Raw genomic sequence first — 24,385 nt, 5'->3', positions numbered from 1 at the left:
ATTTATATATTATTTTCTTTTAAAAATATAATATCTTAGCTCAGACTTTTAGCTCAGTTTATTTTAGATTATCAATATGAAACTACTTGAAATAACTCGAGACGAAATAAAAGGAAAAATAGGATTACTACCAATTGGAAGTATAGAACAACATGGACCTCATTTACCTATGGGTACTGATTCAATAATAGCAGAAACTATAGCAACAAAAATAGAGGAAAAATATAAGGAAGACGTAATTTTATTTCCTACAATTTTTTATGGATGCTCGCTAGAACATTCCGGATATCCGTACATAGGAATATCGTATATTACAATGATAAATTATATGGTTGAAATTCTTAAGACTACAAAAAAAGCTGGACTAAAATCGGCTATAATAATAAATGCTCATGGGGGAAATGAAAGCGTGCTCGATATAATCAGAAGACAGATTAACTTCACTAATAAACACTTCAAGGTCTATTTATTTAGCATAATAGGAAGAAATTACGATCTGTTCAATATAATAGATATGCACTCTGGTTCCCTAGAAACGTCTATAATTAAGGCTATAAATCCTTATTTAGTAAATGAAGAAAAAATTAAAGAAATAAACGATTATAGCGTAAAAGAAGGAGTTTTTAAAACAATAACATCCTATGAGGCTAATCCTTACGGTGTAATAAATATAGGAGGAAAAATAGAAGTAAACGAAAATAAAGGAAAAATATTCATAGATAGAGCATTAAATGATTTAGAAACGTTATTAATAAGCATAAAATAATATAAGATTACTTAATTATAATAATTATTATTCATATATTATAGCTTATTTGATAAAATAATATTTATAGATTATAAAAATATGTTAACATGAACTAAGCTCCAATATTATAGTTTTAAAATTTATGATGAAGTGAAATCCGTCTATTTTGAAAATTATCTTACTATACATGAAAGGACTTAAAAACAATTTTAGCTTATGTCAAACATAATGAAATGGACTACTTAAAAATTTATATAATTAGGTTTAAAATTCATCTAACAATTAAATATGATAAATAATACAAATATCTGAATCATTCAGAGATAATTCTCAACATATAGAAAAGTTATTATTAATTTTTATGAATAGCCTTATCTTATTTTTAAATCTGAATAAGATTACGTATAGCCGTTATACTATTAATATAACGTTAAACGTTAAGATTAGTCTTGATCACTCTCATAGCATTTTCCCAGAATATTTCCTTATGATCCATATTCAAATCTCCTACTTTAATTATATTTTCGAAACCCTTAGGTACCTTTTCTATACCTAAAAAATCAGTACCTAGCGCAACATATCTCCATCCATAGCTCTCCCCAATATAGTTAATGTTATCTATAATCCCTTTAATGCTGTCTTCAGGTAGAGTTTCAACTATTGCAGTTATGCCTATAACTCCATCAGTTTTTACTATTGCTTCAATTTCTTCATCATCAAGATTCCTTGGATGCTTCTTCAACCTCATAGCATTAGCGTGAGAAACTATTAACGGTTTATTAGAAACTGTAGCGGCGTCCATAAGTGTTCTTTTGCTAGAATGAGCTAAATCTATGATTATCCCTATTTTATTAGCTATTCTAATTAACTCTTCTCCATCTTCTGTTAACCCATAGTCCTTTTTTGACATACAAGAAGATCCGAATTTAGTATCATAATTCCATGTAATTCCAACAGATAGCACATTTAACTCTTTAAGCAAATAAAGATCGTATGGATCAGTCAAAACGTCAGTTCCTTCCAAAGACAGTAGAAAGTTTATTCCACTATTTATTTTATCCCTAACAATATTAACTAAACCTTTACTCTCCAAATAGAGATAAAACTTAACTTGCTCCTTAAGTACATCAAATAAGGGAGCAGTAGCTTTAGTCTTATTTCCATAAAGCAAAGTAAGTTTTTCTGATCTATTATTCCATACATTAATGTGAGGAAATATAGCCGAAAAAATAATTACATTATCAAAATTTTTTAATATCTTAATATTAGATTGCTCAGTATCTTCTATTACGTCTGAATACATTGACGAATATGCAAAATCCTCGTGCAAATCTATTAGATTCATAAAGAAGTATGCAAGAAAGAGAAAAAATAATTATTGTATATAAAAAAAGTTTACCTTAGGTTGTATATGTATATGTTCCGTTATAATACATTAGATTATAGAAATATCCTACGTACGGGTTATATTCGAATCCATGGACATAGGGCTGTACAAAGTAGTAAGTATCAGGAACTGGCAACCACATGTAAGGAGCCTCATGATAAATTATAGAATAGGCTTGACCAACCATACTTTCTTGCTCGCTTGTATTAGTAATGAATGGTAGTGTATTATACATTGTTTGCAGAGTAGAAATGTTAACCCATGCTAAGTTACCGGAAATACCACCAAACTCAACATCAGTCAAAGGCATCAATTGCTGGAAGACAGGATCAGGCCAGTCAGGGAACCAGCCTAGGTCTACTAGTACTGGTGTTCCCTTTGGTGTCGTCCATCCGTCAGTTACTGATGGTAGTACGTAGTAGACTGTAGTAGATATTCCTATTGCGCTAAGATCGTGAGATATTATTTCAAGCTCGTCCTCCTCAAGCTCATTAACAGGAGACAAGGCATACAATGACAAGGGAGGCAATTGAGTACCAGAAGAATCACCCAAAGTACTACCATTAGGAAGAACGACGTAAAAATGACCAATGTAACCAGCCTCATTAAGATAATGCATAGCTAAAGAAGGACTATAATTATAGTCAGGAAGACCACTAGGATCATAATAACCAGGAAACTGAGGAGATATTGGACCCAAAAACTCAGAAGCCAAAGGCTTACCATTATAAGAAAATATTGATAACAAAGCAGAATAATTAACAGCATACTCCATAGCCAACCTAAAATCAGTAATATTAGTAGGATACTGCTCCATATTCATTGATACGTAGAATACTCCAGGTTCAGAACCGAAGTTAATGAAGGAAGAATTCATCGGTATAGTATTATATGGGTAGGCACCAAGTATTTGGGACAAGTAGGGTATTGAAATGTAAGATATTTGAGCATCGTTCTTCAAGAAATCCTCAACCCTATCATTATGACTCAAACCATAATTAATAACAACGTACTTAATGTGAGCAGGCTGAGCAACTAGAGGAACGTCATGACCTACAGCCCAATAATTAGGATTAGCCTCCAACTCTATGGTAGAAAACCCAGGAGAAACCTTAACTATAACGTAAGGACCAGTACCATTCATACCGTACTCATCAAGGTAAGAATTAACGGAATTGGGAGAAACTCCACCATGCTCATCAACAATTACAGGATTAACAATAGCACCCCACCAAGCAGCAATATCGTACAAGAAGAACTTGTAAGGTTCTAGTGTACTAACCTCTACTTCATACGGTCCTTTTACTACTACTGCTTGGTTAGGGTATTCCATTATCTTTTGTATTGTTGCGTTGTTCGCGTTGAAGTGCGAGAGTATTGATGCTAGTACTTGTGCTGTTAGCGTGTAATTATTTGCTGTTGGTAATCCTGTTGCGTTCTGTATTGCGTAGTTCACTCCCCAAGGTATTGCGTATCCTGTCATTCCGTAAACTGTTGAGTTGAATAATAATCCGATGTAGTTTGCTACTCCGGGTCCTTGACCCATTAGTATTGTTCTGTATAGTGAGAACCATACTGTTGACGAATTGAATTGTACTCCGTCGGCGAAGTGAACGTAGTCCCTCAAGTTAAAGTAATAATTCTGGTAATTTGGAGTAGAATAATTCTCAGCTAATACTGGGACTACCTCGTGATAATTAGTACCGTTAAACTCTACAAGCTCTTGAAAAACAGCAGTAAACAATGGACCGTCCTGCGTATAGAATCCTGTTGCTGGGTCTAGTGCGTCTGGTGGTGCTGTTTGTGCTACGTCTGTTAGTACATCAGGATTTGATGCTGCTAAGGAGATTGTTTTAACAGTAGGAGTAGGAGGATGATGTGAAGTAGTAACATAATATGCTACTCCGCCTATTGCGGCTATTATTATGACTACTGCTATTACTATAGCCAATGTTTTACCTAATCCTAAAAGTTTTTTATTCTTCATTCTCATCATTTTTAAAAAGGGTGTAACGGTATAAAAAATTTTCCATTACTATATGTAGAACTCTTATCTGTTTTTAAAAAATAACTAGTCTATATAGAAATGTAAAATCTTTATATCTTTCTTTATTCTTCACTACTCATATGTGTTCTTATCTCGTCCTCTATCTTTTCAGGATTTTCTACATCTTTAATTATATTCACTGTATTTTTATTTAAAATAAGATATATTGATCCACAGTTAAATCTTTTTGCTAAAAAGCCACTCGAGATAAATTCATCAGAAATTTCTGCATATTTTATGATTTTCTGCTTTAAAGGGGACTTAATAACTATTTTATCGTCCATAATTTCGTATGTGTAAGATCTTTTCCAAAGTATATATAGAAAAAGGGAAAAATATGCTATACCTAGAAAAATCAAGTAATTAAAAATTGTATGCAAATTTATCTTTAAAAAAATTGAAAATATCGCAATTATTATGGTGCCTTTTATTATTGTTTTTGATACTTTTGATCTGCTAACCAGCATGCTACGCTTCTCCCATTTAATTCGATCATTGGCGGTTCTTTATCCTTGCATATCTCCATTACAAATGGGCATCTAGGATTAAATCTACATCCTGGTGGAGGATTTATTAACGACGGAACTTCACCTTTTGGTGGAGATAACTCCTTCCTATTCAAAGAAGGAACAGACGCTATTAGGCTCTGAGTATAAGGATGCTTTGGTGAAGAAACTATATCCTCATTATTTCCTATTTCTACTATTTTTCCTGCATACATTACAGAGATTCTATCAGAAATATATTTAGCTACGTTTATGTTATGAGTAATGAACAAGTACGTTAAGTTTCTCTCTCTTTGAAGTCTTACTAGTAAGTTTAATATTTGAGCTTGAATAGATACATCTAAGGCAGAAGTAGGTTCGTCCAATACTACAAATTCTGGATTACCGACTATTGCTCTTGCAATAGCTACTCTTTGTTGCTGGCCTCCAGAAAGTTCTCTTGGATATTTATTGTAAACATAATCAAAATCTAAACCAACTTCGTCTAAAACCTCTTTAACCATCTTACTTCTTTCTTGGAAGCTCATATGCATTATAGGCTCCGAAACTACATCAAATACTTTTAATCTAGGATCTAGACTACTAGCAGGATTTTGAAAAACTATTTGCACCTTTCTTCTTACCTTATTAATATTATTTTTAGTTATTTTTTCTCCTTCAAAATAAAGTTCACCGCTTGTTGGAGGATCTAAGGTAGCTAAAATTCTACCTAAAGTTGTTTTTCCTGATCCGCTTTCTCCTACTATTCCTAATGTCTCATTTTTATATACATTTAATGTAACATCGTCTAGTGCTCTAACTACTATCGGCTTAATTCTAAATATTTTTTCTATTATTCCATAATTTTCTGTAAGAAAGTATTTTTTAATATTTTTAGCTATATAAAGTTCATTCATATAACCAACACCTTACTTTTCTGCCGTCTTTTTCGATAACTTGAGGTTCTTTTTCCTTGCATATTCCCATAACTTTAGGACATCGTGGATTGAACTTACACCCGCTAGGTAAGATTAAGAATGAAGGTGGATTTCCTTCTATAGCTTTGAGTTCCCCTTCTTTTTTTGTTATAGTTGGAACGCTTGAAATTAATCCTTGAGTGTAAGGATGTAAAGGTGTTTTTATTACATTCTCTATTTTTCCATCTTCCATTAATCTTCCTGCATATAGTACAACTAATCTATCTGCTATAGCATACACCAAGGAAATATCATGTGATATAAATATTATTGATGTTCCTTCTTCATCCCTTAATTGTTTGAATAACTTAACTACTTGAGCTTGAATTGTTACATCTAGGGCAGAAGTAGGTTCGTCTGCTATTAATAATTTTGGTCGTAAAAGCAATGCCATCGCTATAACGACCCTCTGTATTTGACCTCCAGAAAGTTGATGAGGATACTTCTTAATTATTTCTTTAGGATCGGGTAGTCTAACATCTCTTACTGTATTAATTATTATTTCTTCAGCTTCTTTATCGTCAATTCTCTTCTCATCTCTTTCTTGTTTAACTTTAAGAGCCTCAAGAAGTTGAAGTCTTATTGTCTTAACTGGATTAAGGCTATTTAGTGGGTTCTGAAATACCATAAAAATGCCTGCACCTCTAATTTTCCTAAACTCTTCTTCTCTTAATTTTAATATATCTTTTCCGTCGAAAATAATCTCTCCAGTATCATAAATGGCATTTGGTGGATTAAGTTTAATTATAGAATGGCCAAGAGTTGATTTTCCAGACCCAGATTCGCCTACAATTCCTACTATTTCGCCCTTATCGATATCAAGGTTTATATTGTCTAAAATTTTGACTTTCCCTATTGGGACTTTATAACTTACTGAAAGATTTTTTATTTGAAGTAACAAGCACTATCACCCTAATAGTTTATTCTTCCAGCCATTACATCTTGAAGTCTGTCACCTAACAATACGAATGATATAACTATAATCAATATAGTTATTGAGGGAAATAAAGGATACCACCACGCTGCTGGTAAATAATCCATTCCATTTGATACCATAGAACCCCATTCAGGATATCCTGGTGCTTGAATACCTATTCCAAGAAACGTTAGTACAGAATAAGTTAATATGACATTGCCAAAATCTAATGCGGAATAAGCTATTACAGGATCCATTACGTTATGAAAAACATGTTTTATCAATATTCTAAAGTTTCCTAATCCACTTAACTTTGCTGCGTCTATGTAATTCATGTTTTTAACTACAAGAGTTTGACTTCTAAATAACCTAGCATATGTTGACCACCAAGGTACCATTAATCCTATCATTGCACTAGTATAACTGGGATGGAGAATTACACTTATAGCTATTACAAGAATTAAACCAGGAACTGCTAGAAATACGTCTGTTATTCTCATAAGTACTTCATCAAGAATTCCTCCAAAGTATCCTGCAATTATTCCCACTATTGCACCAACGATTATTGCAAAAATAACGACGACTGTAGATATTTCAGCAGCAGACGGCGTAGCGTAAAGTATTCTTGTTAGGATATCTTCACCATTATAATTGGTACCAAATAGGTGAGATAAAGAAGGAGGTTTAAGAGATTGAAATGGAAAATTAAATGCAAATGGATTATATGGCAAAAGCATATATGAGATTCTAATGTAATCTAATGAAAATGCTGTATATTGAAGTAATCCTTCTAGTATTGACCAACTATAATATATTGATATTATTGTTAATGTGACTAAAGCTACTTTACTTCTAATTATTGATCTAACGAAGTTATTATTTTTGAAAAAATTAAATAATATCGCGTCTACACTTATCATAATGCTTATTGAAAGGAAAATTATAAAAGGGACAATATCTTGTATAGATATTCCAGTTATTTTTAATATGGCTCTAGATGAAAATATTGCGAACAATATTATACTTAAGATCAAGTATATAATAGGAATTAGGAAAGATTTTTTCATCCTATTTTCACCCTAGGATCTAATAATGCGTAAAGTACGTCTGCAATAAAATTCGCTATAATTACTGCAATACCTATTATTATCGTAAAATCCAGAACTGCAATATAATCTAAACTTTCTATAGCTTGAGTTACGAACCAACCTATTCCGTGATAGTCAAATATGTCTTCAACTACTACAGCACCTGCAACCGAATAACCAAAAAATAAGGCTATTAGAGTCATAACTGGTATTAAACTATTTCTTAATGCTATTCTATAAACTACGTAATTCCTAGATAATCCTTTAGCAAAAGCTAATTTAGTATAATCTGACTCCATTGCATCAAGCATTGAGGCCCTAGTTACTCTTGTAAAGAGGCCAAATGTTATCAAGGCTATCGATAAGGAAGGCAAAACCGCATGTCTTACCGCTGAAATAAAATATGCCCAATCGCCTGATATTAAAGCATTTAGTATAGGGAATGGCGTATAATTGTGAGGAGTAGGAAGAAGTATATTTACTGTACCAGTAGCTGGAAGTAAACCTAAATAATAGGCTATTATCAATTGAAGTAAAAACGCAACAAGAAATGGTGGTGAAGCCCAAGTTAAAACATATGTCGCCTTTATGCCCTTATCTTTAACCTTTCCCCTATTCGCAGCGGCTATTGCACCAGTAATTATACCTAATATTGCAGCTAAAATATCTCCAGGAATTACTATTTGTAAACTAATAGCAAGAAAACCTGGAAGAAGACTAATTTCAGGAACCTTATATATAGGATCTAAACCCCAATTTCCTCTAAATATATCTGACATATAACTTATAAATTGATCATATATAGGTTTATTTAATCCATATTCGTTTATTATTTGTTGGATTTCAGAAGGAGGAGCATGAGGATTACCTGCATATATTCTTGCAAGAGCTGCAGGATTTGGAGCAGCTGCATGAATTAAAATGAAAACAAATAATACCAGCAAGAAAAGCGTTATTATACCATCTATCAATCTCTTTATAGCAAATTTAATTAATGCCCCACGAACCATAGTGTAAATTATATTATTTAATTTTTAAATATTATGCACTATAGTCAAATAGTCTTTTAATATAATTACGTTATAAACATAAAATGATATATTTAATGTTATAGATAATTTAAAAACGTTCTTACATTAGTATTTGTCAACTACAATATCATTCTGATATTATCTTATTGTTTTACAGTAATACATTGCAGATAGAGAAAACCTACAGACTGAACTAAACTTTACATAGTAGTATTTTAATGAAATTTTAGGACATTTATATATTTTCATATATTAAATACCATTATTCTCATAGTTTTCAAAATATTTATGATTTATGTAGATAATAGTTTAATATATATTCTTTAAAATACTACAGCCTTAAGTTTACCACTATATCCCATTATTTTTCTACAAAATCTTTTACTGCCTTTTTTACCATATATTAAAAATACTTTAATATTAATTTATGATTTAATAAAGACGACAGCTTTTACACAGTAGCAAAGGATATAAATAATAAAATGAAATTAGCTTTTTAGATATTCTAGTATATATTTTAAATATAAGTATTAATATTTGTCATATATTCTTTATATATAATTATTTTATTATACAAATTTTATATTTATAGTCAAAATTTGCATTAAGTAATATTTTGAAGACTAATTTCTTTCCAAAAAATTAGTATTATTATATATTTTGGCTATCTCAGAATCGGTAGTGTATATTTCTGCATTTTCCGTCTCGCCAAGTGCAATCAGATAGCAGTCCACTATGGACAAGTTATTATTCTTTATCTTTAACTCACCAGCTTTTATTGCAAGATCCTTTGTAGTACTTACTATTTTTATAGGTGAACTGAGTATTAATGAAATTTTAGTTTTAGCAGACTGAATTCCATTAACTTTGGCATATGTATAGAATAATTCGGCTAGGTTTAAATCCAAAGTATACGCAATAATTTTATTTGCATAAATTTCCTCGACTACCTTCTTACTAATATAGTTAGAACCTGAAAAATAAACATGAAAGAAACCAGTATCAAGAAGAATTTTCTTTTTCAACTTCTTCTTTCCTCATTTTTTCTAACTCTTCCAGTAGTTTCTTTCCAGCCTCTTTTCCGTCTATTCCATAAGCGTCAAGTAAAGTTTGTTTTGGTCTTAAAACTATTTTATCTTCTTCAATTTCTAAGTCGATAACTGCACCTTCTTTTATATTAAACTCTTTCCTAACTTCTGCAGGAATTACAATAATTCCCTTTTTATGCACTTTAACGTCCATATTAATAGTATTGTTTAACGTAAATATAAGTTTAACTTAAGCTTTAGTTAAACTCTATGAGCAACACTTAGTTATTAGAAAAGTGGAAGAGAAATTGGTACAAGACAAAATCTTTACTTAGCTTTTACTTTGTAGCATAACAACTCATTAAGCTATTATGGAAAAAGTAGTAAGATTTTAAGAAATATTTAATTCTCTTGAAATATGCTATAGGCTCTTTTTCTTACAACGCTTAACAATGTATATAATATATCAAACGCGTCTGGATTAAAATTTTTGGCGTATTTATCCTTTTTAGCGAGTATAGAATACCAATATAGATTTTCTTGTATTAAACCTGCTACATAATACAATAAAGATATTTTAGTCTTTTTCTCAGAAAACTGAATTGATTGGAGCTGTGAATAGGAGTACGTAATGTCACCCTTATCAAGATCTTTGAGTAGAGTATAGTCAGGTAACTCTTTACCATTTACTATATAGTCGTCCATTTTATCTAAAATTTCTATTATTTTTGAATAATTTTCTTTCCATTCTGTATCATAATTTTGTAAAATTGAAAGTATAGAAGCAATTTGCAATTCCTTAGCAAAGTGAACTACCGCGCCCTAACGGACGTGGCTTCCTGCTTCAAAGCCGAGGCTTGCCAAAGGTAGAGGTCTCAGCTCCACAGGCACTAAGGGTCGTTCCGACCCCGATCTTCTCAGTATGTTGAGGGAAGCATTATAATCACGATCAGCGACCCAACCGCACTTGGGACAGACAAACACACGATCAGCCAACGTCAAATCTTTCTTAACATGCCCGCACCTAGCACAAGTCATTGAAGTAAAAGCAGGATCCACTAGAGTGAGTTTCTTACCGTACTTCCCAAGTTGATACTCCATGATACTCCTAAGCTCATGAATAGCAACATCGTGTAACCTCATCCTCAGCCTTCTGAGAGACTTACCAACAAGTTGCTTAACGCGAATATCCTCCATTACGAGAACATCATAATGCTCAGCAAAATACTTACCAAGTTTCATGTACATGTCCTTCCTAAGGTTCTTCAAGTGTTCGTGAGCCCTCGCTAGACGAATCTTTGCCTTAAACCAGTTGTGTGACAAGAACTTCTTCCGTGAGAGAGCTTTATGAAGCTTCTTCATCTTGTTGAGTGCCTTCTCATAAGGTCTCTGGTTGGGGACATATTCCCCATCAGAGGTAGTGAGAAGTTTCTCTACACCAACGTCCACAGCAACTACTTTGTTTGTCTTGGGGAGTTGAGGATACTCTTGATCCACAACGAAAGTAATGTAAACTCTCCCTGATGGTGTTAACTTGATTACTACCCTCTTTACCTTGTCTAGCGGGAAGTCCCTATGGACAACGACGTTGAAGATCCCTAGGTTTGACAGCTGAAGCGTTATTACCTTCTTCTTGTTCTTCTTGCTCTTCGTCCTTATTTCTCTCACTTTCATGACTTTCCAACCTGATTGAGGGTAGACGAGGGAGTACCACTTGTGTGCTTTCTTTTCCTTTGGGTAACGTGCTAACCCATCGAAGAACCTCTGTCTAGCGTCGTAGAATCTGTCTGCAATCTGCTGCAGTGTTTGGGAATATAGATGTTGATATTGTTCATCCTGTTTTCTCAGATCGAGAGCTAGTTGCCTCAACTCCGTCTTAGTGAGTCCTTTTCCATCTCTTTCATGAAAATAGATGTCTGCCCAACGTAGGGTGTTGTACACTTCTGACGCTAACCTCAACTGGGCTTTTAACGCCCTCAATGTTTGTTCGTTAGTGTACGCTCTGAAGCGTAACCCTACGTCGGACATAATAGAATATTTGAAAAGAATTATTTAAGCTTTACAAAGGGGGCTCCTACGGCGATTTTCACGAACAACACTCCTAAACAAGAAGACAAGCCTTACAAGAGTAAAACTTTTATAAAGAGAACAAGAAAATAACACAAGCCGAAAGTGAACATGGGGATAAAACCCCATGTGGGAGGCTGGCTATACGTCCCCCGCGATCTAACATGTGGGACAATATCCCGAGTAGGAGTGTGCAAAAATTTAAGGGGACGTTCTCATAGTTAGTTCGCACTATCTCCTAACAAAATTAACGATACAACGCGTATTATAGAAAAATTCAAGAATTAGAAAAAGAGTATTACACATGGAAAGGAAGATAAAGCCTAAAGTATTTGCAATAGATGTGGGGGAATCAAGACTTGTTGCAACCAAGATGGAAATAAACAACAACACAGTAAAAGAAGCTGATACGAGAGAATTCAAATACAACGAGGAAGGACTCAAAGAACTTATAAAATTCCTAGAAGGATACGAAGAAGGAATAATGGAAGCAACAGGAGTATACTTCTACCACGTATACAACGTACTGAGAGACAACGGACTAAAAGTAAACGTGATAAACCCTGTCCAAACAGTTGAAGTCCTAGGCAAGAAGACAGACAAGAACGACTCCATAAGACTCGCAATAGCCTACGCTGCAGGCACAGTAAAAGGATCGTACCAACGGGAGAAATGCAAGAACTAAGAGAAATGACAAGACACAGAGAAGGACTAGTAGAGAGAAAGACACAAGTAAAGAACGAGATAAGGAAAGTTCTAGAAACAGCAGGATACAAGCTACCTTCGAAAAGAAGACAAAGGAAATAGTGAGAAAACTAGCCACTGATGAGAAGCTAACTGACGAAGAGATCAAGGAGTACTCCAAATTATTGGGAAGAAAATTAACTAGAATAGAAGCGTTCATCCTAAAACAACTCCTGGACCTAATGAACATTATAGAAGAACAAATCAAGGAAGTGGAGAACGAGATAATGAAGTTCCTACCCGAGGAAGCAGTAGTGACTAAGATACCCGGAATAGGCCCAATCTCTGCAGCCACAATTTACGCTGAGCTTGGAGACGTGAGCAGGTTTGAGTCTTCGAAACAAGCTGCTTCTTATGCTGGAGTTTCTGGACTAAGCAGAGCGGGAAGACCGAATTTCACAACGGTCTCATCAAGGGGAATAAGCACTTATCCCGCGTTCTATTCCTTGTTGCAAGGTCCGCTAAGAACACGGCCCAATTTAATGGCTTCTATCAAGCCTTGTTGAAGAGGACAAGCAATTCCAAAAAGGCTACATTAGCCTTGGCCAACAAGATGTGTAGGATAGTTTATCACGTACTCAAGGATGGGGAATACAAGGGTGAGACTAAGAAGACTAGGTATAGGGGAGGAGGTGGTGAAGGCCCTCAAGTTGACCCCAATCAAGTAGTTCCTTCGGCTCTTCAAGCTATCGCCTAGCCATGTTAGAGGCAAAGCATGTGGAGCCTATCCATCTCCTACCTAACGGAAGGGGTCTTACGCCCCCTTTGAACCCCTTGTTAAGATAAAGAGAATGAAGACTATATAGCAATATAAATTTATTTATATAAATGAAAATTAGATTACTATAATTATAGTAAAGAGATTTTAAAGAGATTGAAATTATAGGTATTAAGAAAATGCTAGATGACCTATTTCATAAAAAACCGTATATAATAGGAATGATTCATTTACCTCCTTTACCAGGATCTCCAAACAACGTATATAATATTGATGAAATATTAAAATTTGCATATTCTGAAGGTAAAAAATTAGAAGAAGCTAAAGTAGACGGTATAATAATAGAAAATCTAGGAGATTATCCATTTTTTAAGGATCAAATACCATCAATAACTATAACTTCTATGACAATAATAACCAGAGAAATTAGGAAAAATTTTAATTTTGATGCAGTAGGAGTAAATGTACTAAGAAATGGTTGCATAGACGCTTTTTCTATTTCACATATAACCAACTCGCAGTTTATAAGATGTAATATTCTTATTGGAGCGTATGTTACAGATCAAGGAATAATAGAGGGAAAGGCAGCAGAACTTTTACGATTAAAAAGGTATCTTAATTCTAAAGTTATGATAGCAGCAGATATTCACGTTAAACATGCATATCCTTTATATAATCTACCTATAGAGATTGCTGCACAAGATTTAGCAGAAAGAGGAGGAGCTGACGCTGTTATAGTTTCCGGCTATAGAAGCAATATTCCACCAAGTATAGACACAGTTAAGAAAGTTAAATCCTCAATAAAATTACCTATAGTCATAGGAAGTGGAATATCTCTTGAAAATTTCAAAGATTTCTGTAAGGAGGCTGATGGTTTAATAATAGGAGAAAAAGATTTTAAAGAGAATGGAATTACGGGAGGACCTAGTAATAAAGAAGCTTACAAAAAACTTGTTGAAGAATGTAAGAATTCTAGTTAAAAATACAAGCTTTTCCTATTGAGGAAATGACAATTTTATCTAAATAAAATTTTTAAAAAGTTATTTCGCATTTTATGGTATGAAAAGTTATATTCACGCAGTAACTTCATCAACCTTGGCTTGGGCTGGAAATATTTACGATCTTGTATTAATTACTTATACTTATGAATTTCTACATCAATATTTACATTTAAGTTATCCAGAACTTACTTTATTATTTTCGTTAGGATTAGTAGGTAGAGTTGCTGGAGCAAGTATATTTGGAAAACTTGCAGACAAGAAAGGCCGTAAAATAATATCGATAGTAGGAACAGGAGGATATTCAATATTTCAAATAGCTTTTGCTTTTTCTACAATCTTTCCTATAATGGCATTGTTTAGAACTATTGAAGGAGCATTTATGGGAGCTCAGTGGACTTCTGGAACAGTACTAGCAATAGAACAAGTTCCTCCAAGAAAAATACAACTTATAAATAGCATAGTTCAAGCAGGTTATGCTTTAGGATATGCGTTAACTGGAATAACATATTTGTTTATAGGTAGTTCTCTAGATTCTCTTACTGGTTATAGAATATTTATGCTCACTGGAGGAATTCCTCTTGCAATAGTACCTTACATAGCGTTTAAGGTTTCAGAAAAGTTTCATCCAGTTTCTACTACTTTTAAAATAAACGTAAAAGATTATATGGATTATTTTATAAAGGCTTCTTTTGCAATGTCTGGAATGTTTATAGCATACTTATCAATATTTAGTATTTACCCTGATTTTGCAAAATTCTCTGGATTTTCTACTTACAATGTAGGATTTTTGATGGCTTTAGCCAATGGAATCCAGGCTGCCGCATATGTAATATTCGGTAAATTATCATATATCTTTGGAACTTTCAAATTAATATATATTGGTATAATAACACTTTTAATTGCAGCATTCCTTTCAATGCCCGTGTTATCAATATTCAAAAGTATTTCAATAATGTCTTCTGGAGTTATTCTATATGCTTTTGCTGTAGGTTTTTGGCCATTAATTTCTGGAATAGTAGCAAGTTCAGTTCCATCCGAAGTTAGAGCCTTTATTACCGGAACTTCATACAATATTGGTGCAGTAGCTGGAGGAGTAATTTCAGCCTTACTAGGAGTTTTTATAGCATATTTTGGAATGACATCTTTACCTTATTTTATAAATGTCATAAATTTAGCATCTTTAAGTGTAGTTTTTGTATCAATGTACACATGGCCTAAAAAGATAGAAACAAAAAATCATGAAATAGCTATAAAATAAAAAATCATGACTTAGTAGCTTGTTTTTCAGTTTTCATACTAAGTCCTCCAATTATACTTAAGAGCGAGAATTCTGTAGGAGTAGCTAATCCTATTGCTCCTCCAGCTATAACAAAGTCCTTATTATCCTTGTATGTACCGTATAATGTCATTAATCCAGACACTATTCCTAATATACCGAGATATATCATTATAGACCCGCTAATGATGTTCAATCCATAAATATAGTGATCTAATGGATGTCTGGTTATTATATCTACCAATCCTGCTATTAATGTTACTATTCCGCCAACTATCGAAGTTACTTTGCTTATCATTATTTTCACCTCTATAATCTCTCTTAGGTTAAGAAGTATATACGCGTTTCTTTTATAACTATAATACGATAAAAATTGTTTATAAATGAGCATAATAAACTATAGACTATATATTATATAACCGTTCGTAACTAAAAACTTGCGTAAAAATTTAATCATAGTTATTAACCTAATAATTCATATATAAGTGATGTTAAGGCTTATTTAAGTTTTGCTTTGTATACAATATTTTTATTAAAAATAGTTTTAATTCCTAAAACTAATTTAAAGTTAGTTTTCTTGATTTATAATCATTAGAGAATGATAGGATTGATAAGAGCAATTTCGCAATACAAATAAGCTTCATATTATACAATTATTTAATGTACACTATACATGCTAAGACCCATAATAAATGGGATAATTCCCTAAAGCCTATAATAAGTATAAAAAATGAAGATGAAATAGAAATAGAGACTAAAGAGGCATCCGATGGTCAAATTACCAAATCTTCAACAAAGGAAGACTTAAAGAAATTAGATTTTAATCTTATTCATCCATTAACTGGACCTATTGAAATCGAAGATGCAGAACCAGGCGATGCACTAGAAATAGAATTTTTAAATTTTAGTGATTTTGGCTGGGGATGGACTGCAGTTATTCCTGGCTTTGGATTTCTTTCTCAAGATCTATATACAACTCCTATAGATCTAGCCGGACCTGAATTAACAATATGGAATACTGAAGAAGGCTACGCTAAAGCCAAGTTCGGAAAAGTTAACGTGAGAATAAGGACATTTCCATTCCCCGGCGTTATAGGGACTGCTTTACCTTATCCAGGTAAGTGGAGTACTATTCCCCCTAGAGAAAATGGAGGAAATCTTGATATAAAGCATTTGACTACTGGATCTAAAATATATTTGCCAGTATTCAAAAAAGGCGGTTTACTTTCTATAGGGGATACACATTTAGCTCAAGGAGATGGAGAAGTGTGTGGAAGTGCGATAGAAGCACCTTTAAAAGTTAAGATAAAAGTCAAAATTATCAAAAATATGAATATTTCACAGCCCATATTTTACACATCTAAGGTTAAAGAAATGGATTATAAAGAATATATAGCTTATCCGGGCATATCTCAAGATTTGTGGATTGCAACAAAAACCGCCGTAAAAGGAATTATATCAATATTATCTAATTTTATGGAGCCCATAGAAGCTTACATGTTATCTAGTGCCGCCTTAGATCTTAAAGTTAGCGAACTAGTTGATGTTCCTAATTGGATAGTTACTGCATACTTTCCTTTAGATATTATTGAAAATGAAAATATTAAAAATGAAATAAAAGAACTTAGAGAAAATATCTAATTACAAATAGCTATCTAGAAGCTATTGAATCAATGTGAACTACTAATTGCATATATTGCTTCTTACGAGAAAAATGCTGTCATTTGCCATATTGTAATTATTGGGATCAAAAATATCGAAATGATTGCATATAAATATATAATATTTTTACGCAAGCTTGCGTATCCATAGAATATAGGAAATGCTGGAAGAAGTAGTCTTGGAATAGATATTGCTGGAACTCCATTAATGAACAATAAAGGCATTTCGACTAATAAAGAATATAGAAAAAGGAACTTTCTGTTTTTTAGATTGGATTTTAATAAAAAGTAATCTCCAAGGAAATAGAAAATAAAAAACAAGTAATTTCTAATAAGCCAAAGAGGTCTTGGAATTTCAAAGTTTAAAAACTTCCAGGGCTCACTAGTGAACCAACCATTTAACAAGAACATTGCTTGCACATTCGGTAAAGTAAAACCGGCGTTCCAATATTCTTTTTCTATATTAAAATATATGAAAGGGTTTCCAAAAAATATAAAATAGGCTATAAATATACCTATGCCTGTTAGAATTGGCATTATAATAATCTTCCAATTTTTCATGATAAATGCTGGAATTGTGATTATGATATTATAAAATGTTAATACAGACAATGAAAGAAAAATGGAAGATATAGTGCTGGAATTAATAAATAATGCTAAAGATATAAATGTAAGTAATATATCGTCTGAGTACGGTATAGTGGAGAATACTACATAGACTGGAAAAATACTAATTAATAAGGCGGTCTTTAATCCTAAGTATCTATAAATAATATATACAAAAATATATCCAAATATATTTACTATTATATATGCAGAAAATACAGTAGGCAGTATAATATGAAGAATATAAATTAACGCTGGGTAAACTGGAGAAAAGACAATATAATATCCAGCGTATCCATGGCTTGCTATACTTTCATAAATATAACTATCCCATTTTGTTCCCATAATTTGGAAGAAATCACTACCAAGAATAAAAAAGCCTGTAATAAAAACAAGAAGTTTTGAAACAGAATATATTGTTATTACGAATTTAAAATCATTAGATAGAAAAAATGGCAAATGTTTTATCATACAAATCCCATTTCAATCATCTTATCTTTCACCTTTTCCCAAAATCCCTGATAAAATAGAAATGGCAAAGAAATTATTGCTAATATAACGTCCGCTATAATGCCATAGATAATCCCAGGGAAAAATACTGATACCATAACAATAACTAAAATCGGGAAAGTAAAAAGGCCTATTAACCATTGCATAGCCGTGAATCTAACGTTTGGAATATTCTCATCCTTTATTTGAATAGGGTTTAGCCTTGCTATTATTGATGCCAAATATATCATGCTTAAAGGTATACCTATGACTGTGACTAATCCTAAACTATATACTCCTAAAATGATATTGACTATACCAAATGGTAGGAGCATGAAGAATGCTGCTATTGACTTACTACCTAAATAATATCGTACGTACTGTATAGGGTTTATGATGCCCAATCCTAACCATAAGGGTTCGTACATGAAAGCTGTTTGTGCTAATTGTAGAATTAATATATATTCTGCTATAACTAAATAAAAGGAAATTGAGAAAAATCCTATCATTCTTACTATAAAATAATAGATAATAGATATAATAGTAGATGCAAGAATAATATAGTAGAGTTTTACTCTGGCAGTTTTATACATTGGTGTCCCAGCAAAATTAAATCTTCCACCTAATTCCACAAATGAAAGATTTCTTTTTAATATAGCAGTAAAAGGAGTAGAGCCTTCAAACGATATTAGGTCTTTAATAGGTTTACTACTACCTTGAAAAGTCTTGAACTTTATATTATCGAAATTTCTTATTGACGAATATACAAAGATTAAAGTTAGTGCTATTAGTATAGGGTACCCATAATAATATCCTATAATCATTGATAATGGTGAAAATGGGAAACCAAAGTAAGGAGAAACAAACCATATTGTAAGTATTGCGCCTATCATTCCTCTATATAATCCCTTCATTGAAGAAAACGTTATAGACATTGATGTACTCATTATAGCAAGAAGTATTGGAATAACTATGCCGATGGTACCTAAAATTACTACAGCAAATATACCAAAATATAAAGAAAAAATCCCTGTAGCAAATATTGAAGCTATGTAAATGCCAGTAAAAATTTCTCTTCTATCCAATGGTAAAGTAAAAAGAAAATCCATATCGGATTTAGTTACTACTACTCTAGAGGCTAAGGCGGAGATTATAACAGGAAAAGTTAACATGAAAATAGCCTCTTCTGTAAATACCCTAGGAACGTGAGGGGTATCATGAAGTCCTTCCATTGAGGTATAATCCAAAAGGAGAATTAATATGTTCAAAGCTAATAGAGGTTTTGTAAATCTACTTAAAATTAGAAGTTTTATAAGTTTACCTAGCATTAGTCATCATCCTTGCTACTACACTCTCTATAGGCTCATCTTCTTTTCCCATTGCTTTTAAATCCTGTATACTTCCAGCCCATAAAACAGAACCGTTAACTATCATTATTACATGATCAGTTAATCTCATTGCTATTGACATTATGTGAGTTGAAACTAAAAAGGTTGAATTCATGTTCTTTAATATTGAAATAACTTTCTCTTGAGTAGGGATATCAAGATAATTTAAAGGCTCGTCAAGTAATACTACTTGAGGATTATGCATTATCGCTAATGCAATAGACAATTTTTGCTGATTCCCTCTAGAAAGCTTTCCTGCGGCTATTTTCTCATATTGAGTAAGATCGAATGCGTACATTAATTCGTCGGCTTTTTCTTTAGTATTTTTTATTCCCCTTAAAGCCGCTATATACTCTAGATTCTCCCTTACTGTAAGATTTCTATACGGTAATGGATCTTCTGGCAAATACCCCATAATTGCCTTTGCCTCTTTAGAATCTGGAGGATAACCAGCTATACTGACAGTACCTAAATCGGGTTTTAACAATCCAGCTAAGATCTTCATAGTGGTAGATTTACCAGCTCCATTTGGACCTAAAAGAGCATATCTACCGCCACAAGGTACTGAAAATGAAAGATTCCTAAGAGCCTCGAAACTTCCGTATCGCTTCACTACATTAGTCAAAGTTATACAGTCCATATACTTTTTTATTACCCTAATATCTAAAAATTTTTCTCTACTCTACTTTATTGAACTAATAACACTTATGTTAAAAACTATAATGAATTTAGAAATATACATTTAATATATATGTCATAAAATTTTTATTTAAGATATTTATCGAACCATTCCATTTTTATTTTAAGTCGATCTTTCATGTTTTTTGGATTACCCTTTCTAGCATGTTCATGTCCGTCTCCTTGATATCTAACCAGCATTGTAGGTATGTTATTCATTTTTAACGCAATAAAGAATTGCTCAGCTTGTTCTATCGGACATCTATAATCTTGTTCACCTTGAATTAACATTGTTGGGGTTTTAACGTTCTTAACATAATATATTGGAGATATACTCATGAGTTTTTGAATTCCGTCTTTACTCCAAGGATCTGTAATTCCAGCTTCTATTGTATTAAACCAGAAACCTATATCGCTTGTTCCACACATGCTAACAAGATTAGAAATACTCCTTTCACTTATGGCAGCTGAGAAAAAGTCAGTTTGAGTTACTATCCAATTAGTCATAAAACCTCCATATGATCCTCCAGTTACGCCAATTTTTCCTTTTAGGTCAAATTGTGAAATAACTTTTTTAGTAAAATTCAATATATCCTCCATATCTTTTCCGCCCCAATCTCCTACACATGCTTTAGCGAATTCCTCTCCATATCCCTGACTACCTCTTGGATTGCAATATATTATGTTATATCCGTTGCTTGCAAAGAATTGAAATTCTATAAAATAACCGTAACCATAAGCAGTATGAGGTCCACCGTGAATAAATACAATTGTAGGATTCTCTTTTCCTCTTATTATAGCCCAACCTTCTATTTCTCCTTCTATATGAATTGGCGAGACTCCCTTAATATTAGGATTAGGATCGTATTCTCCATCATAATATAATATAGATGGTTTTTCTGGAGTAGTATAGAAATAAGCTAACTTTCCATTATAGTCAAATCCTTTAACTACTTTATTTCCGTTGGTTAGCTTAGCAACCTTATTATCTGATATTCTGTAAATATCTACTGAGCCCTTTTCTTGACCTAAAGATAAAATTTCGTCTTTGTTAAAAATTATTTGATTAGAAGATCCATCAAAAAGATCAGTTAAGACAGAACTACCACAATTGTTTCCACACATAAAGCTTTTACCTTCTTCTGGCATGATAATTTCTTGTGTGGCCCAAGGAGAAAGTCCTTTTCTATGGCCTAAGTAAGCTATATCCCCTTTTTCATTCATGGCTATAGCAGAAACTCTTCCTTCACCTTTAGTTATTTTTCTTACATCACCGTTGTCTATATTCACTTCATAAACATCGTCTAACCCATAATCATCTCCACTCTGAGTAGTTGAAACTATTACTCTATCTCCATTAGTAGCCACGTCTGTTACGTCGAAATCCCCACTCAATATTTTCCTTAAATTACCGTCAAAGATGTAAAGAGACTGTCTACTTCTAAGTAGACCTCTACCATCAAATCTATATTTTAACTTATTAGCGTAAAAAGGTTCCTTTTTGCTTGCTTTTTCTTCTCCTAATATTAATATTCCTTTTTTATGAAATACATATTTAGAAATTTTAGCCAACGTAAAAAGTTTCTTTGGTTCTCCATATTCAGTCTGAACTATAAGGGATTTCGTCTTATCTCCCCTTATATAATAGAAATTATTCAAGTAAAATTGAGGAATAAGACCTTCTCCTATCTTTACTTTATTTAAATAAATATAGTTCTTATATTTATCTTTATCAATTTCCGTTTCTACATGTAATAAACCTTTATCTGAAATTTTTACATATGAAACTAGTTTAATTGAGTACGCTTCTTCTGGTGTCATATTAAGAGTTTTGATAATAGCTAATATAAGGATATAATGAAAATTAGTATTTATGATTATACTTATTTATTATCATGGAAATATAATTAAAAGTATTTTTATTCACTATCAGTAACACTTGATAGAGATTTATATACTAGAATTTTTACTAATTAAATAATGATAGTAGCTAAAAATGTATGGAAAAGTTATGGCAAAATAATTGCAAACGAGGATATATCATTTGAAATAGATGAAGGAGAGTTTGTTACTTTCTTAGGACCTAATGGAGGAGGGAAAACAACATTAATGAGACAAATTTATGGAGAGCTTTATCCTGATAAAGGAGAGATAAAAATAATGGGAATGAGCCCACAAAAAGCTATTAAGTATATAGGAGTAGTTCCTCAAGAATCTAGGCCGTTAACAGATTTAACTGTGGAAGAGCATATAAAACTATTAGGAATCTTAAAGGGATTATCTAGAAGAGAAGCTAAAATAAAGAGTAATGAACTAATACAAAAATTGAAGCTAGAACCTAAAAAAAGAGTAGATGACTTATCGGGCGGAAATAAGAGAAAAGTACTTATTGCATCTGCAGTAATTAGTAATCCAAAATTATTAATTTTGGATGAACCTACTGTAGGACTAGATCCAGAAATAAGGAGAGAAGTATGGGATTATTTAAAGGAATTAAAAAAAGATGGAACTACTATAATAATGACTACACACTACTTAGATGAAGCTGAGGAATTATCTGATAGAGTTTATTTTATGAACAAAAGGATATTAATTTCTGGAAAAATAGGAGAAATTAGAGAGAGATTTTCAAATTACTACGAGGTTGTAAACATTGAAAATGGGGAAAGGTATTATGTAAAAGAAGACGAAATAAAGAAATTTTTAAATTCTGTAAATTTCAGATTTGAGGTGAAATTACCTTCTTTAGAAGATATTTATATGAAGGTGATATCACAATGAAATTTTTGACTCTAATAGAAATATTTCTTAGACAAACAAGATTTTATCTTCTCACAACCATATTTTTCTTAATTCTACTCCCTATAGCATTTCTACTGGACTTTTCAAAGTCATATTTTTCAACAAGTGTTGTCGCAGGAACTTTAACATTATATATATTCATAGATGGCTTTCTATCTATTTCACAACAAATATCCTTCATGAAACATGATGGCCATATAACTCTTTTATATACCTCAGGAGCTCCTAAATGGATGGTAGGTTTGGCTTTAGCTTTTCTGACAACTATTACATCTATTCCTTTAATTATAATATTGGTAATATTAGCAGAAAATATAGTGAAAATAGACGTTAATTGGCTAGGATTAGCTATTACCGCATTTATCTCACTTTTAGTTTCTTCTTTCATGGGTCTAGATCTCGGTCTGTCACTAGATCAAAGAAAAGTAAATCAATTGTCTCAAGTGCTTTCTTTTGGCTTATCTTTTTTTGCAGCAACATTTATACCATTTTATGTATTGCCATTATATTTTAAGATTCCAACGTTACTTGAACCAACAACGTATGTAGCACAAGAACTAAGATATAACCTAGATGGCCAACTGAACATTTTATGGTATATTGGAATATCTATCTATGCTATTATATTTCTAATTATATACATGTATGTAAGGAGAAAACCATGAATTTGGAGAGAATTTCCGATTTAGTAAGAGTAGCTAAAGCTTTGTCAGTACCCCAAAGGGTGAGAATTTTGAAAATGATTTTGCAAAGACCTATGTATGTTCAAGAAATAGCGGAAGACATGAAGATGCCTTACGCACTAGCTCATCTTCATCTTAGAGCGTTAGAAGAAGCTGGAATCTTAAAAGCAGAATATATAGAGATAAAAGAACCTAAGCCTCATAAAAGAAAAATGTATTATGCAAAGGATTTCGAAATTATTATAAATAATCAAGTTATAATGGGGCTAAAGGATGAAAGGTAGTTCAATAGTATTAATTATTAGTGGTTTAATTATTGGTATACTGGTACCATTTGAACTATTTGAAATTAAAGTAGAAATTATAGTTGCTACTATAATTTCTATAGCTGCGCTGGTTATTTCAGGATTTAACTTTCTATGGGCATTCATTTTAGAAGAGTCTACAGAAGATTATTCTAAGGATGACATGAAAATGTTACTTCAACTTCTTTCTACTCTAGAAGAAGAATCTAAATCCATGAAGGAAATAAGAGATATACTTAAGAAGGCATCCGAGGTGTAAA

At 32.3% G+C, this 24,385-nt stretch carries 24 protein-coding genes and 1 pseudogene; 9 read left to right on the top strand and 16 right to left on the bottom strand.

What is annotated here, in order from left to right; genetic code table 11:
• Positions 1-76 precede the first annotated feature (76 nt).
• Entirely contained in the window at positions 77-766 is a 690-nt protein-coding gene (locus DFR85_RS18475; RefSeq protein ID WP_110269566.1) for a creatininase family protein, read from the top strand.
• A 412-nt stretch (positions 767-1,178) separates the two neighbouring features.
• Here the strand turns inward: DFR85_RS18475 and DFR85_RS18470 are convergent, their stop codons facing one another.
• From DFR85_RS18470 to DFR85_RS18420, 11 genes are all read right to left on the bottom strand, one after another.
• Positions 1,179-2,093: a membrane dipeptidase gene (locus DFR85_RS18470; RefSeq protein WP_110269565.1), complete on the bottom strand. Its 915-nt coding sequence runs from the start codon at positions 2,091-2,093 to the stop codon at positions 1,179-1,181.
• 55 nt (positions 2,094-2,148) lie between these two features.
• Entirely contained in the window at positions 2,149-4,131 is a 1,983-nt protein-coding gene (locus tag DFR85_RS18465; RefSeq protein WP_246252979.1) for an ABC transporter substrate-binding protein, read from the bottom strand.
• Between the two features lie 113 nt (positions 4,132-4,244).
• Complete coding sequence (locus DFR85_RS32375; RefSeq protein ID WP_489884298.1) at positions 4,245-4,649, bottom strand: PH domain-containing protein; 405 nt, start codon at positions 4,647-4,649, stop codon at positions 4,245-4,247.
• Positions 4,613-5,584, bottom strand: coding sequence for an ABC transporter ATP-binding protein (locus DFR85_RS18455; protein WP_110269564.1), 972 nt, complete (start codon positions 5,582-5,584; stop codon positions 4,613-4,615). Before DFR85_RS18455 ends, DFR85_RS32375 begins: the two co-directional genes overlap by 37 nt.
• A complete protein-coding gene (locus DFR85_RS18450) occupies positions 5,577-6,545 on the bottom strand; it encodes an ABC transporter ATP-binding protein (RefSeq protein ID WP_110269563.1) in 969 nt (322 codons plus the stop codon). The genes DFR85_RS18455 and DFR85_RS18450 overlap by 8 nt, the downstream gene beginning before the upstream one ends.
• A gap of 11 nt (positions 6,546-6,556) precedes the next feature.
• Positions 6,557-7,627 (bottom strand): ABC transporter permease, encoded by a 1,071-nt coding sequence (locus DFR85_RS18445; protein WP_110269562.1) that lies wholly within the window; start codon positions 7,625-7,627, stop codon positions 6,557-6,559.
• Complete coding sequence (locus tag DFR85_RS18440; protein WP_110269561.1) at positions 7,624-8,658, bottom strand: ABC transporter permease; 1,035 nt, start codon at positions 8,656-8,658, stop codon at positions 7,624-7,626. Before DFR85_RS18440 ends, DFR85_RS18445 begins: the two co-directional genes overlap by 4 nt.
• Before the next feature lie 644 nt (positions 8,659-9,302).
• Positions 9,303-9,704 carry a type II toxin-antitoxin system VapC family toxin gene (locus DFR85_RS18435; protein ID WP_110269560.1) on the bottom strand — a complete coding sequence of 134 codons (402 nt, stop codon included), beginning with the start codon at positions 9,702-9,704 and terminating at the stop codon, positions 9,303-9,305.
• The gene (locus tag DFR85_RS18430; RefSeq protein WP_110269559.1) at positions 9,682-9,921 is read right to left on the bottom strand and encodes an AbrB/MazE/SpoVT family DNA-binding domain-containing protein; all 240 of its coding nucleotides are present in this window, start codon (positions 9,919-9,921) and stop codon (positions 9,682-9,684) included. The genes DFR85_RS18435 and DFR85_RS18430 overlap by 23 nt, the downstream gene beginning before the upstream one ends.
• 188 nt (positions 9,922-10,109) lie before the next feature.
• A complete protein-coding gene (locus DFR85_RS18425; protein WP_110269558.1) occupies positions 10,110-10,502 on the bottom strand; it encodes a hypothetical protein in 393 nt (130 codons plus the stop codon).
• Between the two features lie 27 nt (positions 10,503-10,529).
• The gene (locus DFR85_RS18420) at positions 10,530-11,735 is read right to left on the bottom strand and encodes an RNA-guided endonuclease InsQ/TnpB family protein (protein ID WP_110269557.1); all 1,206 of its coding nucleotides are present in this window, start codon (positions 11,733-11,735) and stop codon (positions 10,530-10,532) included.
• 343 nt (positions 11,736-12,078) lie between these two features.
• Between DFR85_RS18420 and DFR85_RS32290 the strand changes: the two are divergent.
• From DFR85_RS32290 to DFR85_RS18405, 3 genes and pseudogenes are all read left to right on the top strand, one after another.
• Positions 12,079-13,215 (top strand): annotated as a pseudogene (locus tag DFR85_RS32290) (IS110 family RNA-guided transposase).
• A gap of 200 nt (positions 13,216-13,415) precedes the next feature.
• Complete coding sequence (locus DFR85_RS18410) at positions 13,416-14,216, top strand: BtpA/SgcQ family protein (protein WP_110269556.1); 801 nt, start codon at positions 13,416-13,418, stop codon at positions 14,214-14,216.
• Positions 14,217-14,295: 79 nt separating this feature from the next.
• A complete protein-coding gene (locus DFR85_RS18405) occupies positions 14,296-15,495 on the top strand; it encodes an MFS transporter (RefSeq protein WP_110269555.1) in 1,200 nt (399 codons plus the stop codon).
• 4 nt (positions 15,496-15,499) lie between these two features.
• Here the strand turns inward: DFR85_RS18405 and DFR85_RS18400 are convergent, their stop codons facing one another.
• Positions 15,500-15,811, bottom strand: a complete 312-nt coding sequence (locus DFR85_RS18400) for a hypothetical protein (RefSeq protein ID WP_162582571.1) — start codon at positions 15,809-15,811, stop codon at positions 15,500-15,502.
• A gap of 362 nt (positions 15,812-16,173) precedes the next feature.
• On the opposite strand from DFR85_RS18400, the gene DFR85_RS18395 reads away from it, so the two are divergent.
• Positions 16,174-17,154, top strand: a complete 981-nt coding sequence (locus tag DFR85_RS18395; protein ID WP_110269553.1) for an acetamidase/formamidase family protein — start codon at positions 16,174-16,176, stop codon at positions 17,152-17,154.
• Between the two features lie 62 nt (positions 17,155-17,216).
• Here DFR85_RS18395 and DFR85_RS18390 read toward each other — a convergent pair whose 3' ends face one another.
• From DFR85_RS18390 to DFR85_RS18375, 4 genes are all read right to left on the bottom strand, one after another.
• Positions 17,217-18,125 (bottom strand): hypothetical protein, encoded by a 909-nt coding sequence (locus tag DFR85_RS18390; protein ID WP_162582569.1) that lies wholly within the window; start codon positions 18,123-18,125, stop codon positions 17,217-17,219.
• Between the two features lie 122 nt (positions 18,126-18,247).
• Positions 18,248-19,597: a hypothetical protein gene (locus DFR85_RS18385; RefSeq protein ID WP_110269551.1), complete on the bottom strand. Its 1,350-nt coding sequence runs from the start codon at positions 19,595-19,597 to the stop codon at positions 18,248-18,250.
• On the bottom strand, positions 19,587-20,297 hold the full coding sequence (locus DFR85_RS18380) for an ABC transporter ATP-binding protein (RefSeq protein WP_110269550.1): 711 nt from the start codon (positions 20,295-20,297) through the stop codon (positions 19,587-19,589). The genes DFR85_RS18385 and DFR85_RS18380 overlap by 11 nt, the downstream gene beginning before the upstream one ends.
• A 125-nt stretch (positions 20,298-20,422) precedes the next feature.
• Positions 20,423-22,156 carry a S9 family peptidase gene (locus DFR85_RS18375; protein WP_110269549.1) on the bottom strand — a complete coding sequence of 578 codons (1,734 nt, stop codon included), beginning with the start codon at positions 22,154-22,156 and terminating at the stop codon, positions 20,423-20,425.
• A 159-nt stretch (positions 22,157-22,315) separates the two neighbouring features.
• On the opposite strand from DFR85_RS18375, the gene DFR85_RS18370 reads away from it, so the two are divergent.
• Genes DFR85_RS18370 through DFR85_RS18355 form a run of 4 tightly spaced genes read left to right on the top strand, consistent with a single transcriptional unit; the run spans position 22,316 to position 24,384 of the window.
• Entirely contained in the window at positions 22,316-23,116 is an 801-nt protein-coding gene (locus tag DFR85_RS18370) for an ABC transporter ATP-binding protein (protein WP_110269548.1), read from the top strand.
• The gene (locus DFR85_RS18365) at positions 23,113-23,802 is read left to right on the top strand and encodes a hypothetical protein (protein WP_110269547.1); all 690 of its coding nucleotides are present in this window, start codon (positions 23,113-23,115) and stop codon (positions 23,800-23,802) included. Before DFR85_RS18370 ends, DFR85_RS18365 begins: the two co-directional genes overlap by 4 nt.
• The gene (locus DFR85_RS18360; protein ID WP_110269546.1) at positions 23,799-24,104 is read left to right on the top strand and encodes an ArsR/SmtB family transcription factor; all 306 of its coding nucleotides are present in this window, start codon (positions 23,799-23,801) and stop codon (positions 24,102-24,104) included. Before DFR85_RS18365 ends, DFR85_RS18360 begins: the two co-directional genes overlap by 4 nt.
• The gene (locus DFR85_RS18355) at positions 24,094-24,384 is read left to right on the top strand and encodes a hypothetical protein (RefSeq protein WP_110269545.1); all 291 of its coding nucleotides are present in this window, start codon (positions 24,094-24,096) and stop codon (positions 24,382-24,384) included. The genes DFR85_RS18360 and DFR85_RS18355 overlap by 11 nt, the downstream gene beginning before the upstream one ends.
• Position 24,385: the final 1 nt, after the last annotated feature.

Origin of the sequence: Acidianus brierleyi, from assembly GCF_003201835.2 — an archaeon.
GTDB classification, from domain to species: Archaea; Thermoproteota; Thermoprotei_A; order Sulfolobales; family Sulfolobaceae; genus Aramenus; species Aramenus brierleyi.
Note: the sequence above shows the minus strand (reverse complement) of the source record. Positions and strands in the feature narration are given on the sequence as shown.

Excerpts from the sequence above, each read along its gene's own strand:
- DFR85_RS18365 (WP_110269547.1), top strand. The coding sequence starts at position 23,113 with ATGAAATTTTTGACTCTAATAGAAATATTTCTTAGACAAACAAGATTT.
- DFR85_RS18380 (WP_110269550.1), bottom strand. The coding sequence starts at position 20,297 with ATGGACTGTATAACTTTGACTAATGTAGTGAAGCGATACGGAAGTTTC.
- DFR85_RS18475 (WP_110269566.1), top strand. The coding sequence starts at position 77 with ATGAAACTACTTGAAATAACTCGAGACGAAATAAAAGGAAAAATAGGA.
- DFR85_RS18375 (WP_110269549.1), bottom strand. The coding sequence starts at position 22,156 with ATGACACCAGAAGAAGCGTACTCAATTAAACTAGTTTCATATGTAAAA.
- DFR85_RS18405 (WP_110269555.1), top strand. The coding sequence starts at position 14,296 with ATGAAAAGTTATATTCACGCAGTAACTTCATCAACCTTGGCTTGGGCT.
- DFR85_RS18400 (WP_162582571.1), bottom strand. The coding sequence starts at position 15,811 with ATGATAAGCAAAGTAACTTCGATAGTTGGCGGAATAGTAACATTAATA.
- DFR85_RS18465 (WP_246252979.1), bottom strand. The coding sequence starts at position 4,131 with ATGATGAGAATGAAGAATAAAAAACTTTTAGGATTAGGTAAAACATTG.
- DFR85_RS18410 (WP_110269556.1), top strand. The coding sequence starts at position 13,416 with ATGCTAGATGACCTATTTCATAAAAAACCGTATATAATAGGAATGATT.
- DFR85_RS18445 (WP_110269562.1), bottom strand. The coding sequence starts at position 7,627 with ATGAAAAAATCTTTCCTAATTCCTATTATATACTTGATCTTAAGTATA.
- DFR85_RS18355 (WP_110269545.1), top strand. The coding sequence starts at position 24,094 with ATGAAAGGTAGTTCAATAGTATTAATTATTAGTGGTTTAATTATTGGT.
- DFR85_RS18390 (WP_162582569.1), bottom strand. The coding sequence starts at position 18,125 with ATGGGAACAAAATGGGATAGTTATATTTATGAAAGTATAGCAAGCCAT.
- DFR85_RS18470 (WP_110269565.1), bottom strand. The coding sequence starts at position 2,093 with ATGAATCTAATAGATTTGCACGAGGATTTTGCATATTCGTCAATGTAT.
- DFR85_RS18395 (WP_110269553.1), top strand. The coding sequence starts at position 16,174 with ATGTACACTATACATGCTAAGACCCATAATAAATGGGATAATTCCCTA.
- DFR85_RS18455 (WP_110269564.1), bottom strand. The coding sequence starts at position 5,584 with ATGAATGAACTTTATATAGCTAAAAATATTAAAAAATACTTTCTTACA.
- DFR85_RS18360 (WP_110269546.1), top strand. The coding sequence starts at position 23,799 with ATGAATTTGGAGAGAATTTCCGATTTAGTAAGAGTAGCTAAAGCTTTG.
- DFR85_RS18370 (WP_110269548.1), top strand. The coding sequence starts at position 22,316 with ATGATAGTAGCTAAAAATGTATGGAAAAGTTATGGCAAAATAATTGCA.
- DFR85_RS18440 (WP_110269561.1), bottom strand. The coding sequence starts at position 8,658 with ATGGTTCGTGGGGCATTAATTAAATTTGCTATAAAGAGATTGATAGAT.
- DFR85_RS18430 (WP_110269559.1), bottom strand. The coding sequence starts at position 9,921 with ATGGACGTTAAAGTGCATAAAAAGGGAATTATTGTAATTCCTGCAGAA.
- DFR85_RS18385 (WP_110269551.1), bottom strand. The coding sequence starts at position 19,597 with ATGCTAGGTAAACTTATAAAACTTCTAATTTTAAGTAGATTTACAAAA.
- DFR85_RS32375 (WP_489884298.1), bottom strand. The coding sequence starts at position 4,649 with ATGCTGGTTAGCAGATCAAAAGTATCAAAAACAATAATAAAAGGCACC.
- DFR85_RS18420 (WP_110269557.1), bottom strand. The coding sequence starts at position 11,735 with ATGTCCGACGTAGGGTTACGCTTCAGAGCGTACACTAACGAACAAACA.